Origin of the sequence: Rhodococcus sp. GA1, assembly GCF_024321955.1 — a bacterium.
Classification (GTDB): domain Bacteria; phylum Actinomycetota; class Actinomycetes; order Mycobacteriales; family Mycobacteriaceae; genus Rhodococcus; species Rhodococcus pyridinivorans.
The window spans coordinates 1,940,311-1,959,381 of record NZ_CP097186.1; the positions used below are offsets into that span (position 1 = coordinate 1,940,311).

Sequence of the window (19,071 nt, forward strand, 5' to 3'; positions counted from 1 at the left end):
AGGTAGGGAGCTCTGTGAACACACGACCGAGAACCACTCCGGCCGCACTCGTACGTGCCGCCGACACCTGGCCGGACCTGCTCGCGATCGCCGATGGCGACACCCGGCTGACCTTCGCACAACTGCGCGACCACGTCCGCGATGTCGCCGCGGCGCTCGTCTCCCGCGGCGTCGAACGCGGTGCGCGCGTCGTCATCTGGTCGCCCAACACGTTCCACTGGGTGATCGCTGCCCTGGGTACACATTGGGCCGGCGGGGTCGTCGTACCCCTCAACACCCGCTACACCGGAAACGAGGCCGCCGACGTCGTCGAGCGCGTCCGCCCCGAGGCCCTCGTCGTGGTCGGCGACTTCCTCGGTACCGACCGCTACACCGAACTGTGCAAGGTCGCTCCGGAACTGTCGATCCCGACGACCGTGCGGGTCCCGCTGGGCGGGAACGACGCGCCGATCGACGGGGTCGTCGAGTGGGCGGACTTCCTGTCCTCCGCCACCGACGCCGCCCGCACCGAGGCCGACGCGCGCGCCGCGGCCGTGACCCCCGACGACGTCTCCGACATCCTGTTCACCTCGGGCACGACCGGCCGCAGCAAGGGCGTGCTCAGCGCCCACCGTCAGTGCATCGGTGTCGCGCAGGCGTGGGCCGAGTGCGCCGAACTGACGATCGACGACAACTACCTGATCATCAACCCGTTCTTCCACAGCTTCGGGTACAAGGCCGGCTTCGTCGCCGCACTGCTCGAGGGCTCCACCGTCATCCCCCTCGCGACCTTCGACGTAGAGAAGGTCATGGCGATGGTCGCGGCCGAGCGCATCAGCGTCCTCCCGGGCGCCCCGACGATCTACCAGTCCATCCTCGACCACCCGCGGCGCGGCGAGTACGACCTGAGCAACCTGCGCATCGCCGTCACCGGCGCCGCACCCGTGCCCGTCTCCCTCGTCGAGCGCATGCAGAACGAACTGAGCTTCGACGCGGTGCTCACCGCCTACGGGCAGACCGAGGCGGTCGTCGCGACGATGTGCCGCACCGACGACGATCCCGTCACCGTCTCCACCTCGTCCGGACGCGCCACCGCGGAGTTCGAGGTGCGCATCGGCGACAAGGGCGAGATCCTGCTGCGCGGCCCGAACGTCATGCTCGGTTATCTCGACGATCCCGAGGCCACGGCCAAGACGATCGACGAGGACGGGTGGCTGCACACCGGCGATGTCGGGACCGTCGACGAACGCGGCTATCTCGACATCACCGATCGTCTCAAGGACATGTACATCAGCGGCGGATTCAACGTCTATCCGGCGGAGGTCGAAGCGGCACTGCTGCGCCTGCCTGGAGTCCACGAGGTCGGGGTGATCGGTGTCCCCGACGAGCGCATGGGTGAGGTCGGCCGGGCGTTCGTGGTCCCGCTGGACGGACATCCGCTCACCGAGGACGACGTGATCGCGTACGCCCGAGAGAAACTCGCCAACTTCAAAGCGCCGCGATCGGTTCGGTTCATCGATGCGCTGCCCCGAAACCCGTCCGGCAAGGTACTGAAGAACGTTCTGCGTGAGGAGAAGTCATGACCGTCCCGTTCGAGCCCGATGTCGTCACCTACGAGGTGCGCGACGGCGTCGCGATCGTCACTCTCAACCGACCCGATTACCGCAACGCCCAGAACTCGGTCATGACCTACGCGCTCGACGCCGCCTTCGAGAGGGCCGTCGAGGACGACGAGGTCAAGGTGATCGTGCTGGCCGGCAACGGCAAGCACTTCTCCGCCGGCCACGATCTGGGCACCCCGGGCCGCGACCACCACGTCCACTACGACAACAAGGCCGTGATGTGGTGGGATCACGTCGACAAGCCCGGCGGCGACCAGCGCTACGCCCGTGAGATGGAGGTCTACCTGGGGATGTGCCGCCGCTGGCGCGAGATCCCCAAGCCCACCATCGCGTCGGTGCAGGGCGCCTGCATCGCCGGTGGTCTCATGCTGGCGTGGGTGTGCGACCTGATCGTCGCGTCCGAGGATGCCTTCTTCTCCGATCCCGTGGTCCGCATGGGCATCCCGGGTGTCGAGTACTTCGCGCACCCGTGGATCCTCGGAACGCGCTTCGCGAAGGAGATCCTCTACACCGGTGATCGTTTCAGTGCCCAGCGCGCCTACGAGGTGGGCATGGTCAGCCGCGTCGTGCCGCGTGAGGAACTCGAGAACGAGACCCTCGCCCTCGCCGCCCGCATCGCGGAGATGCCCCGCTTCGGGCTCGCGCTCACCAAGCGCGCCGTCAACCAGTGCGAGGACCAGATGGGCATGCGCAACGGCATGGACTCGGTCTTCGGCCTGCACCACTTCGCGCACGCGCACAACGCCGAGGTCGGCGCCGACTCGCTCGGCGGCATGAACGCCAAGTCGATGGCCGCGAGCGCTCGTCCGGTGGAAGGAGCGAAGTAGTGGATCTGCAGCTCGACGACGCCACCCTCGCGTTCCGCGACGAGGTACGCGCCTTCCTCGCCGAGAACGTCCCCACGACGCCGCTCGAGTCGATGGACACGGCCGAGGGCTTCGAGGAACACCGGCAGTGGGAACGGACCCTCGCCGATGCACGCCTGTCGGTCGTCTCCTGGCCCGAGGAACTCGGCGGCCGCGACGCGACCCTCGAGCAGTGGGTCGTGTTCGAGGAGGAGTACTACCGCGCCGGTGCGCCCGGCCGGGTGAGCCAGAACGGCATCTTCCTGCTCGCCCCCACCCTGTTCGAGCACGCCCACCCCGAGCAGCTCGCCCGCATCATGCCGCGCATGGCCCGGGCCGACGACATCTGGGCCCAGGCCTGGTCGGAACCCGAGTCCGGCTCCGACCTCGCGTCGCTGCGCTCGACCGCCACGAAAGTCGACGGCGGCTGGCTGCTCAACGGCCAGAAGACATGGAGCTCGCGGGCGTCCTACGCCGACATGGGTTTCGGTCTGTTCCGCTCCGACCCGGAGGCCCAGCGGCACAAGGGCATCACCTACTTCATGTTCGACCTGCGGGCCGAGGGCGTCACCGTGCGACCGATCCCGCAGCTCGACGGTGAGCCGGGCTTCGCGGAGATCTTCCTCGAGGATGTCTTCGTCCCCGACGACCCGGAGCGTCCCGGTGAGTCCGGTGTGATCGGTGCGGTGAACGAAGGATGGCGGGTCGCGATGAGCACCGCCTCCAACGAGCGCGGTCTGTCGCTGCGTGCGCCGGGCCGATTCCTCGCGGCCACCGACCGGTTGCTGCGCGCCTACGGCGAATCCGACCTCCACGGCGACACCGCGCTCCGCAACCGCGTCGCCGACGCGTGGATCGGGGCCCGCGCCTACGAGCTGTCGACCTGGGCCACCGTCACGCGCCTGACCGCGGGCGGGCAGCTCGGCGCCGAATCGTCGATCAACAAGGTGTTCTGGTCCGAGTGGGACATCGCCGCGCACGAGACGGCGCTCGACCTGCAGGGTGCGGACGCCGAACTCGTCGACGGCTGGACCGACGGTTATCTGTTCTCGCTGTCGGGCCCGATCTACGCCGGTACCAACGAAATCCAGAAGAACGTCATTGCCGAGCGGCTGCTCGGCCTTCCGAGGGGTGATCGATGAGATTCGCACTCGACGAGTCCCATGAGGACTTCGCGTCCAGTATCGACGCCCTGCTCACCAAGTCGGATATGCCGCAGGTGATCCGTGCGTGGAACAGCGGCGACACGGCACCGGGTCTGCAGGTGTGGGAGCGACTGGCCGAGACCGGCGTCAACGGTCTGCTCGTTGCCGAGGAGCACGACGGCCTCGGGGCCGACGCGGTCGATCTCGTCGTCGCCGTCGAACAGCTCGGTCGCCACGCTGTGCCCGGTCCGGTGGTCGAAACCGTCGCGGTGGCACCGGTTCTTCTCGCCGCCGTGGCACCCGAGCGTCTCGGCCCGCTTGCCGCCGGATCGCTCGCCACCGTCGCGATGCTCCCCCACGCGCCGTACGCGGTCGACGCGCACGTCGCCGACCTCGCGCTGCACGTCGCCGACGGCACCGTCTCGATGGGCACCGCCGGGGACACGCGCGAGTCGGTCGACCGGTCGCGCACGCTCGCCTCGCTCACCGTCGGCGAGTCGCTCGGATCCACAGATACCGCTGCGGCTTTCGACATCGGTGTCCTCGCGTCTGCAGCTCAGCTCCAAGGCCTGGGCCGGACTCTGCTCGACACCACCGTCGAGTACGCGCAGCAGCGCAAGCAGTTCGGCCGCGCGATCGGCTCCTTCCAGGCGGTCAAGCACCACCTCGCCGAGGTGGCGGTCGCGCTGGAGATGGCACGTCCGCTGCTGCACGGTGCGGCCATCGCCGTCCGCGACGAGCTGTCCACCGCGTCCCGGGACGTCTCGGCGGCCAAGGTCGCGTGCGGCGACGCCGCCTATCTCGCCGCGCGCACGGCACTGCAGGTGCACGGCGCCATCGGCTACACCCAGGAATACGATCTGTCGCTGTGGATCACGAAGGTCCGCGCGCTCGTCACCGCGTGGGGCACCCCCGACGAGCACCGGGCACGCGTGGTCGCGGCACTCGAGAGCGAGGCGTCATGACGTTCGAGACGGAAGATCGTGCCGCACTGCGGGACTCGGTGCGTACCCTGCTCGCCAAGCACTCCGATTCGGCTGCCGTCCGGCGGGCGATCACGACCGGCAGCGGGTACGACGACGAACTGTGGACGATGCTCGTCGAACAGGTCGGGGTCGCAGCCCTCGCCGTTCCGGAGGAGTACGACGGTGTGGGCGCCTCGTGGGTCGAGACCCACGTGGTCCTCGAGGAACTCGGCCGCACGCTCACCCCGTCACCGTTCCTGGGGTCGGCGGTACTCGCGGCGCAGACCGTGCTGCTGTCCGGTGATGCCGACGCGGCGGCGCGTCTGCTCCCCGGCATCGCGGCCGGCGAGGTCGTCGCGGTGTGCTGGGCGTCGGCCACCGGCTGGCAGCGTCCCGGCGTGAGCGCCGAGGGCAACGTGCTGACCGGAACCGCGCACTACGTGCTCGGCGGCGACATCGCGTCCACCCTGCTCGTGCTCGCCACCGACGGCGACACGGTCGGCCTGTTCGAAATCGACCCGGAGACCGACGGGGTGTCGCGGCGCCGCGTGCCCACGATGGATCCCACGCGTTCCCTCGCGGAGGTGTCGTTCTCGGCGGTGACCGGTCGTCGCCTGTCATCGTCCGACGATCTCGTCGACCGGTTGCGGGCGTCCGCGGCGATCGCCCTGTCGGCCGAGCAGGTGGGTGCCGCGCAGGCCGTGCTCGACCTGACCGTCGACTATGCGAAGAACCGCAAGCAGTTCGGTCGCGCAATCGGGTCGTTCCAGGCGCTCAAGCACCGCATGGCCGACATGTACGCGCTCGTGGAGACGGCGCGGTCGATGTCGTATGCGGCTGCGTTGTCGCAGGATCCGCAGGACGCGTACGCAGCGAAGATCTACTGTTCGGAGGCCTTCCAGCAGGTCGCCTCGGAGGCCGTGCAGTTGCACGGCGGGATCGCGATCACCTGGGAGCACGACGCGCAATTGTTCTTCAAGCGGGCGCACGGCAGCGCCCAGTTGTTCGGGCAACCGCGCGAATACCTGAGCGCGGTCTCCGCCTGAGCAATATCGTCGGCGGCGATCCCTGCGAAAGATCGGTGATGCGCCTCCTCGATTCCTCGGTTCCACTCCCCGTGCGTCCCCGCCGCGTCCTCGTGGCGGGGACGTCGAGGAGTTCACCGCGCACCCACGGTGGGTACCGCGACCGCGTCCTCACCGCGCTCGCACAACGTCCCGATCTGCCGGTCGTGCGGCTGACGGGCCGACGGGAGGTCGATACGTGGGCGGCGCTGCTCGCCTGCCGTCCCCCGGCGTCCGGCGGATGAACTCGACACCCGTCCTCGGAGCCCGCGGGCCGGAGAGCACCCGATCGTCCGGGATCACTCGCGCCCGCCGCGGCGGCTCGCTAACGTCGGAGAGATGACACCTCCCACGATCACGCTGAATTCCGGAACGACGATCCCGCAGCTGGGCCTGGGAGTCTGGCAGGCCACCAACGACGAGACCGAACACGCGGTCCGATACGCGATCGACGAGGCCGGTTACCGGCACATCGACACGGCCGCGGCCTACGGCAACGAGGAAGGCGTCGGCCGCGCGCTCACCGCGTCGTCGGTGCCGCGCGAGGACATCTTCGTCACCACCAAGCTGTGGAACGCCGATCAGGGTTACGAGCCGGCACTGAAGGCATTCGACACGAGCCTGAAGAAGCTGGGCACCGAGTACGTCGACCTCTACCTGATCCACTGGCCGCTGCAGGACCGCGAACGGATCCTGCGCACCTGGGACGCCCTCGAGAAGATCGCCGAGTCCGGGCGCGCGAAGGCGGTCGGGGTGTGCAACTTCGAACCGCACCACCTGCAGTTGCTCGTCGATCGTGGCGGGTTGTTGCCTGCGGTGGATCAGGTGGAGTTGCATCCGCACCTGCCGCAGCAGGAGATCCGCCGGTTCGCGTCCGAGCACGGCATCGCCGTCGAGTCGTGGAGCCCGCTCGGTGGCACGAGCAACTCGGGGTGGGGTCCGAACTCGAAGCCGAACACCCTGCTCGTCGACCCGATCGTCACCCGCATCGCCGATCGTCACAGCAAGTCGGCCGCGCAGGTGCTGATCCGCTGGCATCTGCAGAACGGGCTGATCGTCATCCCGAAGTCGGTGCACGAGCAGCGCATCTCCCAGAACATCGACGTCTTCGACTTCGAACTCGACGAGCTCGACCTCAGCGAACTCGACACGCTCGACGACGGCACGCGGGTGGGCGCGCATCCCGACGAGATGAACATCGGCGCTCCTTCCTAGTCCCTTCCCCCCGGAACTGGAACGTGTTCTCATTGTCGGGGTACGCACGTCCGACTTCCGGAAGGCAGCGATGAGCGAGACGACGACGCATGTGGTGCTGGGCAAGCCGGTCACCATGCCCGTGCAGGTCCGAACGGCCACGGCGTTCATGGGGATGTTCTCGGTTCCCGTGCGCCCCGCGCAGGAACTCGTCGCCCGCACCGGGCTCGAGATCCTGCAGTACCGCCCGGGCCACGGGATCTGCACGCTCGTCTTCGTGGACTACGTCGACGGGGACCTCGGCCCGTACAACGAGTTCGGGGTGTGCTTCCTCGTCCGCAACCATCACAACCGCGGCGACGGCATCGTCGGCGACTGGCGGAGCCTGGTCGGCGGGCAGGCCGGTGCGCTCATCCACCATCTGCCCGTCGACGGCGACTTCACTCTTGCGGCGGGACGCGGCATTTGGGGTTTCCCGAAGACCCTCGCCGACTTCGACGCCGACCACGACAGCAGCACCAAGCGCGGTTCGGTCTCCGCCGACGGAGTGCTGATCGCCGAACTGGCGGTGGCGCCCGGATTTCCGGTGCCGGGCAACGGCCTTGCAGCCTCGCTCGCCGCCTACTCGCACATCGACGACGTCACCCGTTGCACGACCTGGGAGATGAATCCGAGCGGCGTGCGCACCCGGCTCGGCGGCGCGACCCTACGGTTGGGGACGCATCCGATCGCCGACGAACTGCGGTCGCTCGGTCTGCCCCGACGCGCACTGACCTCGTCGTCGATCGCCGATCTGCGGATGATCTTCGGCAACGCGACCGTCGTCTGAGGCTCTCCCGGACTCAGGAGAGCGCGCCCGAGACGGCGAGGACGATCACCGCGACACCCAGCAGGGTGTCGAGCACACCGCAGAACTCCGCGAGCGAGCGGGCGACCACGGTGTTCCGGCGGAAATGAAGGTAGTCCCACGCGGCGTGACCGAGCAGTCCGAGCCCGACGATCACGCCCGCCGGGACGGGGGTGACCGTCACCGCGGCCACCGCGACGGCACCGAAACCCAGCATGGCCACGGTCGACGGCCCGACGAGCATCGCCCGGCCGGCCGGGGTGCGCGCGAGTCCGTAGACGGCGCCCGCGGCACCGAGCGCAACCATCACCACGGTGATCTCGACCGGCACCCCGAACGCGACGACGGCGACCTTGCCGACGCCGATCAGCGCGACGGCGCCGAGGAACAGCGGCCAAGCCGCGCTGCGACGACCCAGCACGGCGGCACCGAGATAGACCAGTGCCGCGCCGGTGAGGATCGCCGGGAAGTCGGTGCCCCCGTCCGCGAGGACGAACGCGGCGAGGGCGACTGCGACGAGGCTCGGCCACCGGCGCAGCACCCCTCGTAGCAGCGCCTTCGGGTCGATGCCGGTCGCAGGTCGATCGACGGGGACGATGGTGATGTCGGAGCTCGTCATGAGGATCCGCCTAAGTTGAACAGTGATGTTCGAGTTGATGGTCAGCGTAACCTGAACATCAGTGTTCGACAAGAGGAGGATCCGTGACCACCCACGAGACATCCCGCCGTCCCGTATCGCTTCACACCAGGAAACGTGCGGACGCCGAGCGGAACATCGAGGCGATCCTCGACGCCGCGCGCATCGCACTGAGTCGTGACCCCGACGCGAGCATCGGGGAGATCGCCAAGGCGGCCGGCGTCGGGCGTGTCACCCTCTACGGCCACTTCCCCACTCGCGCAGAACTCGTCACCGCCGTGGTGCAGCGCGCGCTCGCCGAGGCGGAACAGACCGTGGACCGGATCGACCTCACGGGCGACCCCCGCGACGCCCTTCACCGCCTCATCGCGGGCTCGTGGTCGCTGACCGCCGACGCGGGGGCACTGCTCGCGGCGGCCGAACAAGCACTTCCCGCCGAGGACGTACGCGCCGCACACGACGGCCTGCTCGCCCGCGCGACCGCCCTCATCGAGCGCGGTCGCGCCGAAGGGGCGTTCCGCACCGACCTGTCGTCGTCCTGGCTGGCGTCGGTCCTGCACAGCCTGGTCCATTGTGCCGCAACCGAAGTCGCGGCAGGACGGTTGGCGTCGGAGGACGCCGGCGGCAACATCGCCGCAACGGCCCTGTCGTCGTTCACCCCTCCCGGCTGAGCCGTATCAGCCGGACGCGATCACGCCGTCGACGTTCTGACGCTCGCGGAGCCGGGTGACCGTGTCGTGCAGGTGCTCGTCGAGCAGACGCCGCACCTCCTCCCGGTCGGCGGTGCGGATCGCCTCCCGCAGCACGACGTGCTCGTCCACCTGCACGTGCAGGTCGGGATAGGTGGTCTGCAACGCGCCGAGGCACATCCGCGTCTCGACGAGCAGCGTGCGGGCTGCCCGCACGAGCCGCGGACTGTCGGCACTGGCCACGAGGATCTCGTGGAAACGCCGGTCGCCGTCCGAGACACCGGTGGCGTCCTCGCGTTCGGCGGCGGTGCGCATCTCCTCGATCGCCGGTTCGAGGGCCTTCCACGTCTGTTCGCGACGGCCCTCCAGCACCAGGTCGAGGGCACCGCCCTCGATGACCCAGCGGCTGCGGTAGATGTCGACGACGTCGTCGAAGGTGAGCTCGGTGACGAAGATGCCCCGGTTGCGGATGCTGTAGAGCAGACCTTCGGACAGCAACCGCTGCATGGCTTCTCGCAGCGGGCCCCGGGAGACCTGGAAGTGCGCCGCGAGTTCGGCCTCCCCCAGCTGTTCCCCGGGACCGAGCGCACCCCGGACGATGGCCGACCGGATCTGTTCGGCGATGAGCTCGGCCGTGGACGGCCGGGTGACAGGACGTAGATCTTCCAGATCACCGAGCACCATGATCGGTATCCTCCTCGAACAGTGAGCCCAGCTCCGGGCATTCCACTGTATATCCGGCCAGTTCCAGGCCGTGCCACACGGTGACCTGATTGGCGGTCAGCACCGGCTTGCCGGTCTCCTTCCCGAGTTCCCGCATGATCCGCAGCGTGTGCATCGCGGTGTCGGGCACGAGGACCGCCTGTGCGTCGGGATGATCGTTGGTCCTCACGAATTCGAGGACGGCCTCGTCGGTCAGGGTGCCGACCTCGGCGGCGGTGTCGATGCCGGCGTCGGCGAGCGAGACGACCTCGACATCGGCGTCCGCGAGGAAGGCGACGAACAGTTCGGCGACGTCCCGCGGATAACTCGCCGACACGGCCACCCGGCCGACTCCGAGCGCCCGTAGTGCGGCGACGAACGCGATGCTCGTGCTGGTCGTGGGCACGCCTCCCGCGTCCCGGGAGAGCTGCTCGACCTGGGTGCGTGCCCCCTCGGGTCCGTACACGAAGCTGCCCGACGTGCACGCCCACACGAGAGCGTCGAGGGGCTCGTCCGCGAACTGCGCCGCTCCCCCGGCGAGCTTGGCCGGGCTCCCGAGGTCGAGGAGTTCGGGAACGGCGTGCAGATCGGTTCCGTAGATGTGGGCGACGGGCAGATTCACCCCCAGGAGTTCGGTGGCGAACGGGTAGTCGTCCTCGGCGGCATGATCCGGGTAGACGATCCCGATGGTCGGACGGTCACGATGCATTCAGAACACTCCTCTCAACCACTTTCCCGGCCCGGTCATGGGCAACTTCATCCGTCCCAGGCACGCCCAGATGGTGAGCTGGTTGGCCGTGAGGACCGGCTTGCCGAGTTCCCGTTCGAGCGGCGCGATCAGGTCGTAGGTCGGCAGGTTGGTGCAACTGACGAAGATCGCCTGCGACTCGGGGGTATCGGCCCCGATGATGTGTTCGGCGATGGTGCGGTAGTTGACCTTCCAGATGCCGCCGCCGAGCCCGAGATGCGACGACCGGACGACATCGGTTCCGGCCTCGTTCAGGAAGTCGCGCAGTAGGTCGGTGAGCTCCCGGTCGTAGGGGGTGATCACCGAGATGCGGGTCAGGTCGAGTGCGCGGAGAGCTTCGAGCAGCGCTCCGGAGGTCGTGACCGCGCACGGTGCGCCCGCCCCGCAGATCGCGTCGCACAGGGCCTTCTCGTAGGCCACCCCGTTGACGAAACTGCCCGAGGTACACAGATACGCAACGACTTCCGGTTCCACCGACAGCACGTCGCGGGTCGCGACCATCAGGTGCCGCCGGTCGGAGACCATCTCGGCCATGGCACGGCTGACCGGCACCGGCTCGTAGGGGGTTCGAGCGAGGTGCAGACTGACCTCGAGCGGCGCCCATCGCCACAGTTCTCGTTCCAAGGCGAGATCGAAGGGTGCGATCACACCGATGCCCCGCTGAGCCAGAGGACCTTCGAACTCGGGAATGTTCAGTTCCATACGGTCCCTCGGCTTCGTCAAAGAGTTCCCTCAGCCTTGAGGATTGTTGACAATAATACGAGGCGCTCTTACGGTGTCAACGTGGATGCCCAGCCGGTCGTTGCAGTGCTTCATGCCGAAGCCGTGCCGGATCGTGCGTGGATGGCCCCGGTGGCCGAACACGCCACGGTGCGCTACACCGACGCCGCCGGTCTGGCCGACGCACTCGACGGCGCCGACATCCTCTTCGCGTACGACTTCCTCACCGACGCCCTGCCCGCGGCCTGGCACGCCGCGACCTCCTTGAAGTGGATCCATGTCGCCGCGGCCGGGGTCGACGCCCTCATGTTCCCCGACCTGCGCGACAGCGACGTGGTCGTCACCAATTCCCGCGGAGTCTTCGACGGGGCGATCGCCGAATACGTGCTCGCCCAGATACTTTCCTTCGCCAAGGACATCCCCGAATCCCTGCGGCTCCAGCGCGAGCACATCTGGAAGCACCGCGAGTCCGAACGCATCGCCGGTCGCTCCGTGCTCGTCGTCGGCACCGGTCCGATCGGCCGCGCGATCGCACGCCTGCTCTCGGCCGTGGGGATGACGGTCCGAGGCTCGGGCCGGCGCGCTCGCGACGACGACCCCGATTTCGGCACCGTCACCACGACCGCGGATCTACCCGGCGCCCTCGCCGACGCCGATTTCGTCGTCGTGGCCGCGCCTCTCACCGAGCAGACCCGGCACCTGTTCGACGCCCGGATGTTCGCCGCGATGAAGTCGCAGGCCCGCTTCGTCAACGTCGGGCGGGGCGAACTCGTGCGCACCGACGACCTCGTCGAGGCACTGCGGTCGGGCGCCATCGCCGGTGCCGCACTGGATGTGCTCGACGTCGAGCCGCTCCCCGAGGACCATCTGCTCTGGGACATGCCGAACGTCTCGATCACCCCGCACAATTCGGGGGATTTCGTGGGCTGGCGCGATGCGCTGGTGGACGTCTTCATCGACAATTTCCACCGTCACCGCAGTGGCGAACCTCTTCGGAACGTGGTGGACAAGAAGCTGGGTTACGTGCCCGGCGCGTGAGAGTCGGCATCGTCCGACGAGAAGGAGGCACGATGGAGCCCACAGACATGACCGCCGTCGAACTCGTGTCGGCGTTCTCCTCGGGCGAGTTGTCTCCCGTCGAGGTGACACGGGCCGTGCTCGATCGGATCGCGGCGCACGATCGCGAGATCAACTCGTTCTGCCTCGTCGACGAGGAGAAGGCCCTCGACCAGGCACGCCGCTCCGAGGAGCGGTGGCGGACCGGCTATTCGAAGGGTCTGCTCGACGGGGTCCCCATCTCGATCAAGGACGTCTTCCTCACCGACGGATGGCCGACCCTGCGGGGCTCGCAGGCCATCGACGAGAACCAGGACTGGAACGTCGACAGCCCGGTCGCGGCCCGGCTGCGCGAGGACGGAATGGTGCTGGTGGGCAAGACCACCACCCCGGAGATCGCGTGGAAGGCGGTGACCGATTCGGCCCTGTACGGGGTGACCACGAATCCCGTCGATACGACGAAGACTGCCGGTGGCTCGTCCGGTGGCAGCGCGGCGGCGGTCGCGGCCGGCTTCGGTCCGTGCTCCGTCGGCACCGACGGTGGGGGCAGTATCCGCATCCCCGCATCGTTCTGCGGCGTGGTGGGTTTCAAGCCCACTCACGGCCGGATCCCGATCTTCCCCGCCAGCCCGTTCGGGCCGCTCGCGCACGCCGGGCCGATCACCCGGACGGTCGAGGACGCGGCGCTGCTCACCGACATCCTCGCGCTGCCCGATCCCCGGGACCCGACGGCCCTTGCGCCGCCGCTGACGACCTTCCGCGGTGGCCTCAACCGCGAGGTGGTGGGGATGGACGTCGCCTATTCCAAGACCCTCGGCTACGTCGACGTTGACCCCGAGGTCGGTGAGATCGTCGACCGGGCGGTCCGCGTCCTCGACGAAACCGGGCTGCGCGTGACCGCCGCCGATCCCGGTTTCCCCGATCCGCTCGATGCCTTCGAGAACCTTTGGGCGGCAGGCGCAGCGACGATGCTGAAGACCTTCCCCGAGGGCACGCGCGACAAGGTGGATCCCGGTCTCGGACGCGTGTGGTCCCACGGCGAACAACTCGGTGCCGTGGACTATCTCGAGGCCCGTGCGGTCGCGGCGGCGGTCGGCATCACGATGGGGATCTTCCACCAGAAGTACAACGTGCTGATCACCCCGACGATGCCGATCCCCGCCTTCGAGGCCGGCCACGACGTGCCTCCGGATTCGTCGCTGACCTCGTGGCCGCAGTGGACCCCGTTCACCTATCCCTTCAATCTCACGCAGCAGCCGGCCATCAGCATCCCTGTGGGCACCACCTCGGCGGGTCTGCCCGTGGGTCTGCAGATCGTCGGGCCGCGGCACTCGGACGACCTGCTGCTCGCCGTCGCGCGATTCGCCGAGTACGCGTTGAGCTGAAGAAGCGGTCTGCACGGGAACGGCACCGCACAGACTGTGCGGTGCCGTTCCCGTGCGGTGCCCGTCTATGCGCGTGCGAAGCTCAGCGTCTCCCCCACGACCCCCTGGATCCACAGGTCGTTGCACGCGACGGCGAGTTCGGGCAGGCCATCCTCGATCGTCGCGAAGACGTTGCCCGGCACCCAGCCCACATCGCCGTTGAGCAACAGATTGTTCCGGCCGTAGAACAACGCGAGATCGGTCGCTCCCTGCTGCGCATGGGCCTGCGAGCCGGGTTCGTAACCGTATGCGGGATTACCGATCTCCCACGGTTCGAAGTCGAACAGGCACACATCCCCCGGGATCGGTGTCACCGTCGGGTTCTCCCGGTGCGGTGCCGCGGTGATCCTCGGGACGAGGGTGTAGAGCTCGTTGCGGGCGTACTTGGCGTGGAACGCCGAGCCGCTCTGCGGCAGGGCGTCCCACACCGCCGTGCAGGTGAGCGGTGCCTCGTCGTCGAGAAGCCTTGCTCTGCACGTGATGTCGCGCTTGTCGAGAGTGATCGTGATGTATCGGGTCACGCGGACTCCCTCGTTCGACGGATTATCGGACCTCGGCGAGGACCTCGGACCAGATCCCGAGCGCATCCTCGATCTGCCGGGTGGTGACGATCAGCGGCGGGATCATGCGCACCACGTTCATGTGCGCACCGCAGGTCAACAGCAGCACCCCCTTCTGCGCGGCGAGCTGCTGCGCTGCGGACGCCCGCTCCCGGTCGGGTGCTCCGTCGGTGGTGAACTCGAGGCCCACCATGAGGCCGAGGCCGCGCACGTCGCCGATGGCGTCGATCGTGTTCTCCCGTGCACCGGAGAGCAGTTCACGTCCACGTGCGGCGGCGTTGTCGACGAGCCCCTCCTTCTCGATCACGTCGAGAGTGGCCACGGCCGCCGCGCAGGAGACCGCATTAGCTCCGTACGTGCCGCCCTGCGATCCCGGACGGGCGCGCTCCATGAGTTCCTCGGAGGCGGCGATACCCGACAGCGGGAAACCGCTCGCGAGGCCCTTGGCGATGGTGATGATGTCGGGTCGCACGTCGAAGTGCTGATGCCCGAAGAACTTTCCGGTCCGCCCGAATCCGGTCTGGATCTCGTCGAAGACGAGCAGGATGCCGTGTTCGTCGGCCCGCTGCCGCAGTCCCTGGAAGAACCTGGTGTTGCCGGGGACGTAACCGCCCTCGCCCAGGACCGGTTCGACGACGAAGGCTGCGATCTCGTCCGGCGCCACGAGGGTCGCGAACAGGTAGTCCAGTTCCTGCAGGGCGAAATCGGTCGCTTCCTCCTCCGACCAGCCGTAGCGATAGGCCGTGGGGAAGGGAGCGACGTGTACACCGCCCATGAGCGGCGAGAACCCTGCGGAGAAACGGGTTCCGGAGGTGGTCATCGTGGCGGCGGCGACGGTACGGCCGTGGAAACCGCCGTGGAAGACGACGATTCCGGGTCGTCCTGTCGCCTGGCGGGCCAGACGCAGCGCCGCCTCGACTGCCTCGCTGCCCGAATTGGCGAAGAACAGCGAGTCGAGTCCTTCGGGGAGCACCGTGCCCAGACGTTCGGTGAGTTCGAGCAGGGGCCGGTGCATCACGGTCGTGTACTGCCCGTGGATCAGCGAGCCGATCTGCCGGCGGGCGGCCTCGACGACGTGCGGGTGACAGTGGCCGGTACTCGTGACGCCGATGCCGGCGGTGAAGTCGAGATACCGACGTCCGTCGGTGCCGTGGATGTAGCACCCCTCGGCGTGGTCGACGGTGACGGGCGTTGCCTGCAGCAGGCGGGGTGAAAGACGGGTCATGACGATCCCTCCGAACAGCCGAGGGCGCGAACCCTCGTGCCGGTTGTCGGATTGTTGACAATATGGATAACACGCGGGGATGGTCGACGCAACGGCGAGCGGTGTAACGGCAGCGTTTCGTCACTCGCACCGGAGGGCATCCGCACAGCAGGAAGCCGCATCGCCCACGGATGAGGACATCATGATCAGCAACGACGACATCGACACCCTCGCTCGCGCCACCGCGTACGGGCCGGACGGTGACAAGCTCGGACGCGTCGGAGAGGTCTACCTGGACAACGACACGGGCCGACCCGCCTGGATCACCGTCGTCACGGGTCTGTTCGGAACGCGCCGGCACTTCGCCCCGATCGACGAAGCCGTGCTCGACAGCACCGGAGTGCGCCTGCCCTTCGACAAGGACACGATCACCGGCGCCCCGAACATCGACGAGAACGGTGAGCTGACCCCGCTCGAGGAGGACGAGCTGTACCGCTACTACCGCCGGTTCGGGGACACCCCTGCAGGGGGTGGATCAACCGGCGATCAGGGCGGATTCACGGACGATCGGGCCGGGTTCACCGACGACCGCAGCGGCCTCGGCGAGCGGAGCGCAGCCGGTGGTGGCCTCGTCGGTGGCGCGGCCGGCGGACCGGGAGGCACCGGGACGCCGCACACCGGCGAGACGTACGGCACCACCACGTCGGCGGGAACCGGGCCCTCACCGACACCGCCCGACGTCGCGCGTGAGGAGATCGCCGGCAACTACCGGCCGAGCGAGGGCCAGCGGGACGAATCGCTCGAGCACTCGATGCCGGGGCATACCGCGTCGACGCCGTCCACACCGTCCGGGACCGCGGACTCGTCCACACCGTCCGGGACCGCGGACTCGTCCACACCGTCCGGGACCGCGGACTCGTCCACACCGTCCGGGACCGCGGACTCGGCGGCGGACACCGCCCGCCACGCAGCTCCCGGCAGCGACAGCGGCAGCGGCAGCGATCAGGAGATCGTCGGTCCGGGACCGACGGGGCCGGCGCACTTCACGCCGCCGCCGTCGGCCGACACGAGCACGGCCGATGCGAAGACGGACACGGCAGGCGGCGAGGACGCCGACCGGCCGCGCAAGCCGCGCCTGGTGCGCCGCGTCGTGACCACGGAGTACTACGAGGAGGAACCGGACGACGCGACCGGCGCCGACCGTTCCTGATCCACACACGAAGCCGGGACGACCACAATCGATGTGGTCGTCCCGGCTTCGTCGTGCGGTACCACGTGTCGCGCGGTACGGTCCTGCGATCTACAACCAGGTGTCCTCCGTGACAGAGGTGAGGAACGCTTCGAGGTCGTCGCGCCAGGGCGCCGGCGTCGTCTTCTCCGGTTCGATCCCGGTGTACTGCCCGCGGTAGAAGAGCAGCGGGCGTTCCTTCTCGTCGCGCACCTCGCTCAGCGACGACACGCGACCGAAGACCACCCAGTGGTCTCCCCCGTCGTGCACCGTCTCGACCGTGCAATCGATGTGCGCAAGCGATCCCGTCAGGACGGGTGAGCCCAACGGGGAGGGCGTCCAGTCGAGTCCGGCGAACTTGTCGGGTTCGCGAGAACCGAACCGCGCGCAGGTCTCCTGCTGTTCCTCGGCAAGGACGTTGACGCAGAAGCGGCCCGCTCGTTCGATGGCCGCCCACGACCGCGACTGCTTCGTGGGGCAGAACAATACGAGCGGCGGGTCGAGCGACAACGCTGCGAACGACTGGCACGCGAATCCTACAGGCGTTCCGTCGTCCTCGGTGGTGGTGATGACGGTGACGCCGGTGCAGAACTGCCCGAGCACGGTGCGGAAGGCCTGTGGGTCGATCGCACCGTTCTCTCCGGCCTCCGGCGCGGTCATTACTGCATTCCCACCGAGAAGTCGTGGCCCCACAGGCTCACGGCCGTGGATTCACGGGCGATCCAGTCGTCGTCCTCGACCTGCAGCCCCTCGCAACCGAATTCGACGTCGAATCCGCCGGGGGTCTTCATGTAGAAGGACAGCATCTTGTCGTTGACGTGGCGTCCGAGCGTCGCCGACATCTTGACCTTCTTCCGCAGTGCGCGGTCGAGGGCGAGACCGACGTCGTCGGAGTTCTCCACCTCGATCATCAGGTGCACGATGCCCGACGGGGTGGGCATGGGCAGGAAGGCGAGGCTGTGGTGGCGCGGGTTGCATCCGAAGAACCTCAGCCAGGCCGGTTTTCCGTCGGCGGGCCGGCCGACCATCTGCGGAGGCATCCGCATGGAGTCGCGCAGGCGGAAACCGAGCACGTCGCGGTAGAAGCGCAGCGATTCCTCGTCGTCGCGGGTCGAGAGCACCACGTGCCCGAGACCCTGCTCGCCGGTGACGAACTTGTGCCCGTACGGGCTGACGACGCGGCGGTGTTCGAGGGCGGCACCGTGGAACGCCTCGAGGGTGTTGCCCGACGGATCCTGGAAGACGATCAGTTCGTCGACGCGACGATCGGCGAGTTGCTCGGCGGTGCCCTCCTTGAACGGGACGCCTGCCGCGGAGAGACTGTCGCGAACCGACTGGAGATCGGCGGCGTTCGCGGTCTCCCAGCCCGAGACGAGCAGCGTGTCGGACTCGTGCGGCTCGATGACGAGCCGGGCCGGGAAGTCGTCCATCCGCAGGTACAACGCGTCGGCGTGGGTGCCCTTGCCCTCGATCATGCCGAGGACCTTGAGTCCGTACTCGCGCCAGGCCGGGACGTCGGTGGCGCCGATCCGGAGATATGCCAGCGACCGGATACTCATCTATTCGACTCCATCCGTGAGGAAATCCGCTGTCAGGCGGTTGAATTCGTCGAACTTCTCGAGCTGGGCCCAGTGGCCGCATCCACCGAACACGTGCAACTGTGCACGCGGGATCATCTTCAGCGCGACGAGTGCACCGTCGAGCGGGTTGACGCGGTCCTCGCGACCCCAGATCAGCAGTACCCGCTGACGGAGTTTGTAGGCGTCGCGCCAGAGCATCCCCTTCTCGAATTCGGCGCTGGAGAACGACTTCCCCATCGCCTTCGCCGCAGCGAGCGACTCGGGGGTGCTCGCCGACGCGAACCGCTCCTCGACTAGCTCGGGGGTGATCAGCGACTGGTCGAACACCATGATCCGCAGGAACGCCTCGAGATTTTCGCGGGTGGGCTCGTACGAGAACCGACCGAGATTCTTGACGCCCTCGGTGGGGTCGGGTGCGAACAGGTTGACGCTCAGCCCACCCGGCCCCATGAGGACGAGTCGCCCTGCGCGCTCGGGGTAGTCGAGCGCGAACCGCACGGCGGCACCACCACCGAGCGAGTTGCCGAGGAGGTGGACGCGGTCGGTGATCCCGAGCGTGTCGAGCAGGTCCTTCAGCGCGGACGCGCTGTGCACGAAGTACTGCGGATGCTCGGTCGGCTTGTCGGACCTGCCGTAGCCGGGCTGGTCGACGGCGAGCACGTGGAACCGTTGTGCCAGCACCGGAATGTTCCTGGCGAAGTTCGACCACGACGACGCGCCCGGGCCACCGCCGTGGAGCAGGACGATCGTGGTGTCGTTGCCGACGCCGGCCTCGTGGTAGTGCAGGCGAAGGTCGTCGCGGACCTGCGCGAAACGGGAGGTCGACTCGTAGGTGATCTCGTCGATTGCGGTCACATCCACC

Annotated in this window: 21 protein-coding genes; 12 read left to right on the forward strand and 9 right to left on the reverse strand. The window is 68.3% G+C overall.

The annotated features are described in order from the left end of the window. The first annotated feature begins 14 nt into the window (after positions 1 to 14). From M3330_RS09075 to M3330_RS09110, 8 genes are all read left to right on the forward strand, one after another. On the forward strand, positions 15 to 1,562 hold the full coding sequence (locus M3330_RS09075) for a FadD3 family acyl-CoA ligase (RefSeq protein WP_219129891.1): 1,548 nt from the start codon (positions 15 to 17) through the stop codon (positions 1,560 to 1,562). Next, a complete protein-coding gene (locus M3330_RS09080) occupies positions 1,559 to 2,428 on the forward strand; it encodes an enoyl-CoA hydratase (protein WP_019290144.1) in 870 nt (289 codons plus the stop codon). The genes M3330_RS09075 and M3330_RS09080 overlap by 4 nt, the downstream gene beginning before the upstream one ends. Next, entirely contained in the window at positions 2,428 to 3,588 is a 1,161-nt protein-coding gene (locus M3330_RS09085; RefSeq protein WP_006550432.1) for an acyl-CoA dehydrogenase family protein, read from the forward strand. The genes M3330_RS09080 and M3330_RS09085 overlap by 1 nt, the downstream gene beginning before the upstream one ends. After that, positions 3,585 to 4,556 (forward strand): acyl-CoA dehydrogenase family protein, encoded by a 972-nt coding sequence (locus M3330_RS09090; RefSeq protein WP_064061674.1) that lies wholly within the window; start codon positions 3,585 to 3,587, stop codon positions 4,554 to 4,556. The genes M3330_RS09085 and M3330_RS09090 overlap by 4 nt, the downstream gene beginning before the upstream one ends. Beyond that, entirely contained in the window at positions 4,553 to 5,602 is a 1,050-nt protein-coding gene (locus tag M3330_RS09095) for an acyl-CoA dehydrogenase family protein (protein WP_255028546.1), read from the forward strand. Before M3330_RS09090 ends, M3330_RS09095 begins: the two co-directional genes overlap by 4 nt. 38 nt (positions 5,603 to 5,640) lie before the next feature. Continuing rightward, positions 5,641 to 5,865 (forward strand): hypothetical protein, encoded by a 225-nt coding sequence (locus tag M3330_RS09100; protein WP_138841562.1) that lies wholly within the window; start codon positions 5,641 to 5,643, stop codon positions 5,863 to 5,865. A 94-nt stretch (positions 5,866 to 5,959) separates the two neighbouring features. After that, positions 5,960 to 6,835, forward strand: coding sequence for an aldo/keto reductase (locus M3330_RS09105; protein WP_024102892.1), 876 nt, complete (start codon positions 5,960 to 5,962; stop codon positions 6,833 to 6,835). A 70-nt stretch (positions 6,836 to 6,905) separates the two neighbouring features. Further along, entirely contained in the window at positions 6,906 to 7,643 is a 738-nt protein-coding gene (locus M3330_RS09110) for an acetoacetate decarboxylase family protein (protein ID WP_006550436.1), read from the forward strand. Positions 7,644 to 7,656: 13 nt separating this feature from the next. Here the strand turns inward: M3330_RS09110 and M3330_RS09115 are convergent, their stop codons facing one another. Then, complete coding sequence (locus tag M3330_RS09115) at positions 7,657 to 8,280, reverse strand: hypothetical protein (RefSeq protein ID WP_006550437.1); 624 nt, start codon at positions 8,278 to 8,280, stop codon at positions 7,657 to 7,659. A gap of 83 nt (positions 8,281 to 8,363) precedes the next feature. Here M3330_RS09115 and M3330_RS09120 point away from each other — a divergent pair, with 83 nt between their 5' ends. Next, positions 8,364 to 8,969, forward strand: a complete 606-nt coding sequence (locus M3330_RS09120) for a TetR/AcrR family transcriptional regulator (protein WP_033096904.1) — start codon at positions 8,364 to 8,366, stop codon at positions 8,967 to 8,969. 6 nt (positions 8,970 to 8,975) lie between these two features. Here M3330_RS09120 and M3330_RS09125 read toward each other — a convergent pair whose 3' ends face one another. The 3 genes from M3330_RS09125 to M3330_RS09135 are packed head-to-tail and all read right to left on the reverse strand — an operon-like array spanning position 8,976 to position 11,139. Next, a complete protein-coding gene (locus tag M3330_RS09125) occupies positions 8,976 to 9,671 on the reverse strand; it encodes a GntR family transcriptional regulator (protein WP_033096905.1) in 696 nt (231 codons plus the stop codon). Beyond that, the gene (locus M3330_RS09130) at positions 9,658 to 10,398 is read right to left on the reverse strand and encodes a maleate cis-trans isomerase (RefSeq protein ID WP_255028547.1); all 741 of its coding nucleotides are present in this window, start codon (positions 10,396 to 10,398) and stop codon (positions 9,658 to 9,660) included. Before M3330_RS09130 ends, M3330_RS09125 begins: the two co-directional genes overlap by 14 nt. Then, positions 10,399 to 11,139, reverse strand: coding sequence for an Asp/Glu/hydantoin racemase (locus tag M3330_RS09135; protein ID WP_006550441.1), 741 nt, complete (start codon positions 11,137 to 11,139; stop codon positions 10,399 to 10,401). Between the two features lie 81 nt (positions 11,140 to 11,220). Between M3330_RS09135 and M3330_RS09140 the strand changes: the two genes are divergently transcribed. Together M3330_RS09140 and M3330_RS09145 are read left to right on the forward strand one after the other, a co-directional pair. Beyond that, complete coding sequence (locus M3330_RS09140; protein ID WP_200359329.1) at positions 11,221 to 12,195, forward strand: D-2-hydroxyacid dehydrogenase; 975 nt, start codon at positions 11,221 to 11,223, stop codon at positions 12,193 to 12,195. Between the two features lie 32 nt (positions 12,196 to 12,227). Next, a complete protein-coding gene (locus tag M3330_RS09145; RefSeq protein WP_033096908.1) occupies positions 12,228 to 13,598 on the forward strand; it encodes an amidase in 1,371 nt (456 codons plus the stop codon). 65 nt (positions 13,599 to 13,663) lie between these two features. Here the strand turns inward: M3330_RS09145 and M3330_RS09150 are convergent, their stop codons facing one another. Both M3330_RS09150 and M3330_RS09155 read right to left on the reverse strand, forming a co-directional pair. Beyond that, positions 13,664 to 14,158, reverse strand: a complete 495-nt coding sequence (locus M3330_RS09150; RefSeq protein ID WP_255028548.1) for a DUF3830 family protein — start codon at positions 14,156 to 14,158, stop codon at positions 13,664 to 13,666. Between the two features lie 22 nt (positions 14,159 to 14,180). Next, on the reverse strand, positions 14,181 to 15,422 hold the full coding sequence (locus M3330_RS09155) for an aspartate aminotransferase family protein (RefSeq protein WP_200359327.1): 1,242 nt from the start codon (positions 15,420 to 15,422) through the stop codon (positions 14,181 to 14,183). A gap of 181 nt (positions 15,423 to 15,603) precedes the next feature. Between M3330_RS09155 and M3330_RS09160 the strand changes: the two genes are divergently transcribed. Further along, positions 15,604 to 16,611 carry a PRC-barrel domain-containing protein gene (locus tag M3330_RS09160; protein ID WP_255028549.1) on the forward strand — a complete coding sequence of 336 codons (1,008 nt, stop codon included), beginning with the start codon at positions 15,604 to 15,606 and terminating at the stop codon, positions 16,609 to 16,611. Between the two features lie 90 nt (positions 16,612 to 16,701). Here the strand turns inward: M3330_RS09160 and hsaB are convergent, their stop codons facing one another. Genes hsaB through hsaD form a run of 3 tightly spaced genes read right to left on the reverse strand, consistent with a single transcriptional unit; the run spans position 16,702 to position 19,064 of the window. Beyond that, a complete protein-coding gene (gene hsaB / locus M3330_RS09165; protein WP_019290157.1) occupies positions 16,702 to 17,289 on the reverse strand; it encodes a 3-hydroxy-9,10-secoandrosta-1,3,5(10)-triene-9,17-dione monooxygenase reductase subunit in 588 nt (195 codons plus the stop codon). Beyond that, complete coding sequence (gene hsaC, locus M3330_RS09170) at positions 17,289 to 18,188, reverse strand: iron-dependent extradiol dioxygenase HsaC (RefSeq protein ID WP_019290158.1); 900 nt, start codon at positions 18,186 to 18,188, stop codon at positions 17,289 to 17,291. Before hsaC ends, hsaB begins: the two co-directional genes overlap by 1 nt. Beyond that, the gene (gene hsaD / locus M3330_RS09175; protein ID WP_006550449.1) at positions 18,189 to 19,064 is read right to left on the reverse strand and encodes a 4,5:9,10-diseco-3-hydroxy-5,9,17-trioxoandrosta-1(10),2-diene-4-oate hydrolase; all 876 of its coding nucleotides are present in this window, start codon (positions 19,062 to 19,064) and stop codon (positions 18,189 to 18,191) included. Between the last annotated feature and the right edge of the window lie 7 nt (positions 19,065 to 19,071).

Bases quoted from the DNA above. Each gene is read 5' to 3' on its own strand.
- M3330_RS09100 (WP_138841562.1), top strand. From the start codon at position 5,641: ATGCGCCTCCTCGATTCCTCGGTTCCACTCCCCGTGCGTCCCCGCCGC.
- M3330_RS09080 (WP_019290144.1), top strand. From the start codon at position 1,559: ATGACCGTCCCGTTCGAGCCCGATGTCGTCACCTACGAGGTGCGCGAC.
- M3330_RS09130 (WP_255028547.1), bottom strand. From the start codon at position 10,398: ATGCATCGTGACCGTCCGACCATCGGGATCGTCTACCCGGATCATGCC.
- M3330_RS09115 (WP_006550437.1), bottom strand. From the start codon at position 8,280: ATGACGAGCTCCGACATCACCATCGTCCCCGTCGATCGACCTGCGACC.
- hsaC (WP_019290158.1), bottom strand. From the start codon at position 18,188: ATGAGTATCCGGTCGCTGGCATATCTCCGGATCGGCGCCACCGACGTC.
- M3330_RS09135 (WP_006550441.1), bottom strand. From the start codon at position 11,139: ATGGAACTGAACATTCCCGAGTTCGAAGGTCCTCTGGCTCAGCGGGGC.
- M3330_RS09105 (WP_024102892.1), top strand. From the start codon at position 5,960: ATGACACCTCCCACGATCACGCTGAATTCCGGAACGACGATCCCGCAG.
- hsaB (WP_019290157.1), bottom strand. From the start codon at position 17,289: ATGACCGCGCCGGAGGCCGGAGAGAACGGTGCGATCGACCCACAGGCC.
- M3330_RS09145 (WP_033096908.1), top strand. From the start codon at position 12,228: ATGGAGCCCACAGACATGACCGCCGTCGAACTCGTGTCGGCGTTCTCC.
- M3330_RS09125 (WP_033096905.1), bottom strand. From the start codon at position 9,671: ATGGTGCTCGGTGATCTGGAAGATCTACGTCCTGTCACCCGGCCGTCC.
- M3330_RS09095 (WP_255028546.1), top strand. From the start codon at position 4,553: ATGACGTTCGAGACGGAAGATCGTGCCGCACTGCGGGACTCGGTGCGT.
- M3330_RS09090 (WP_064061674.1), top strand. From the start codon at position 3,585: ATGAGATTCGCACTCGACGAGTCCCATGAGGACTTCGCGTCCAGTATC.
- M3330_RS09160 (WP_255028549.1), top strand. From the start codon at position 15,604: ATGATCAGCAACGACGACATCGACACCCTCGCTCGCGCCACCGCGTAC.
- M3330_RS09155 (WP_200359327.1), bottom strand. From the start codon at position 15,422: ATGACCCGTCTTTCACCCCGCCTGCTGCAGGCAACGCCCGTCACCGTC.
- M3330_RS09110 (WP_006550436.1), top strand. From the start codon at position 6,906: ATGAGCGAGACGACGACGCATGTGGTGCTGGGCAAGCCGGTCACCATG.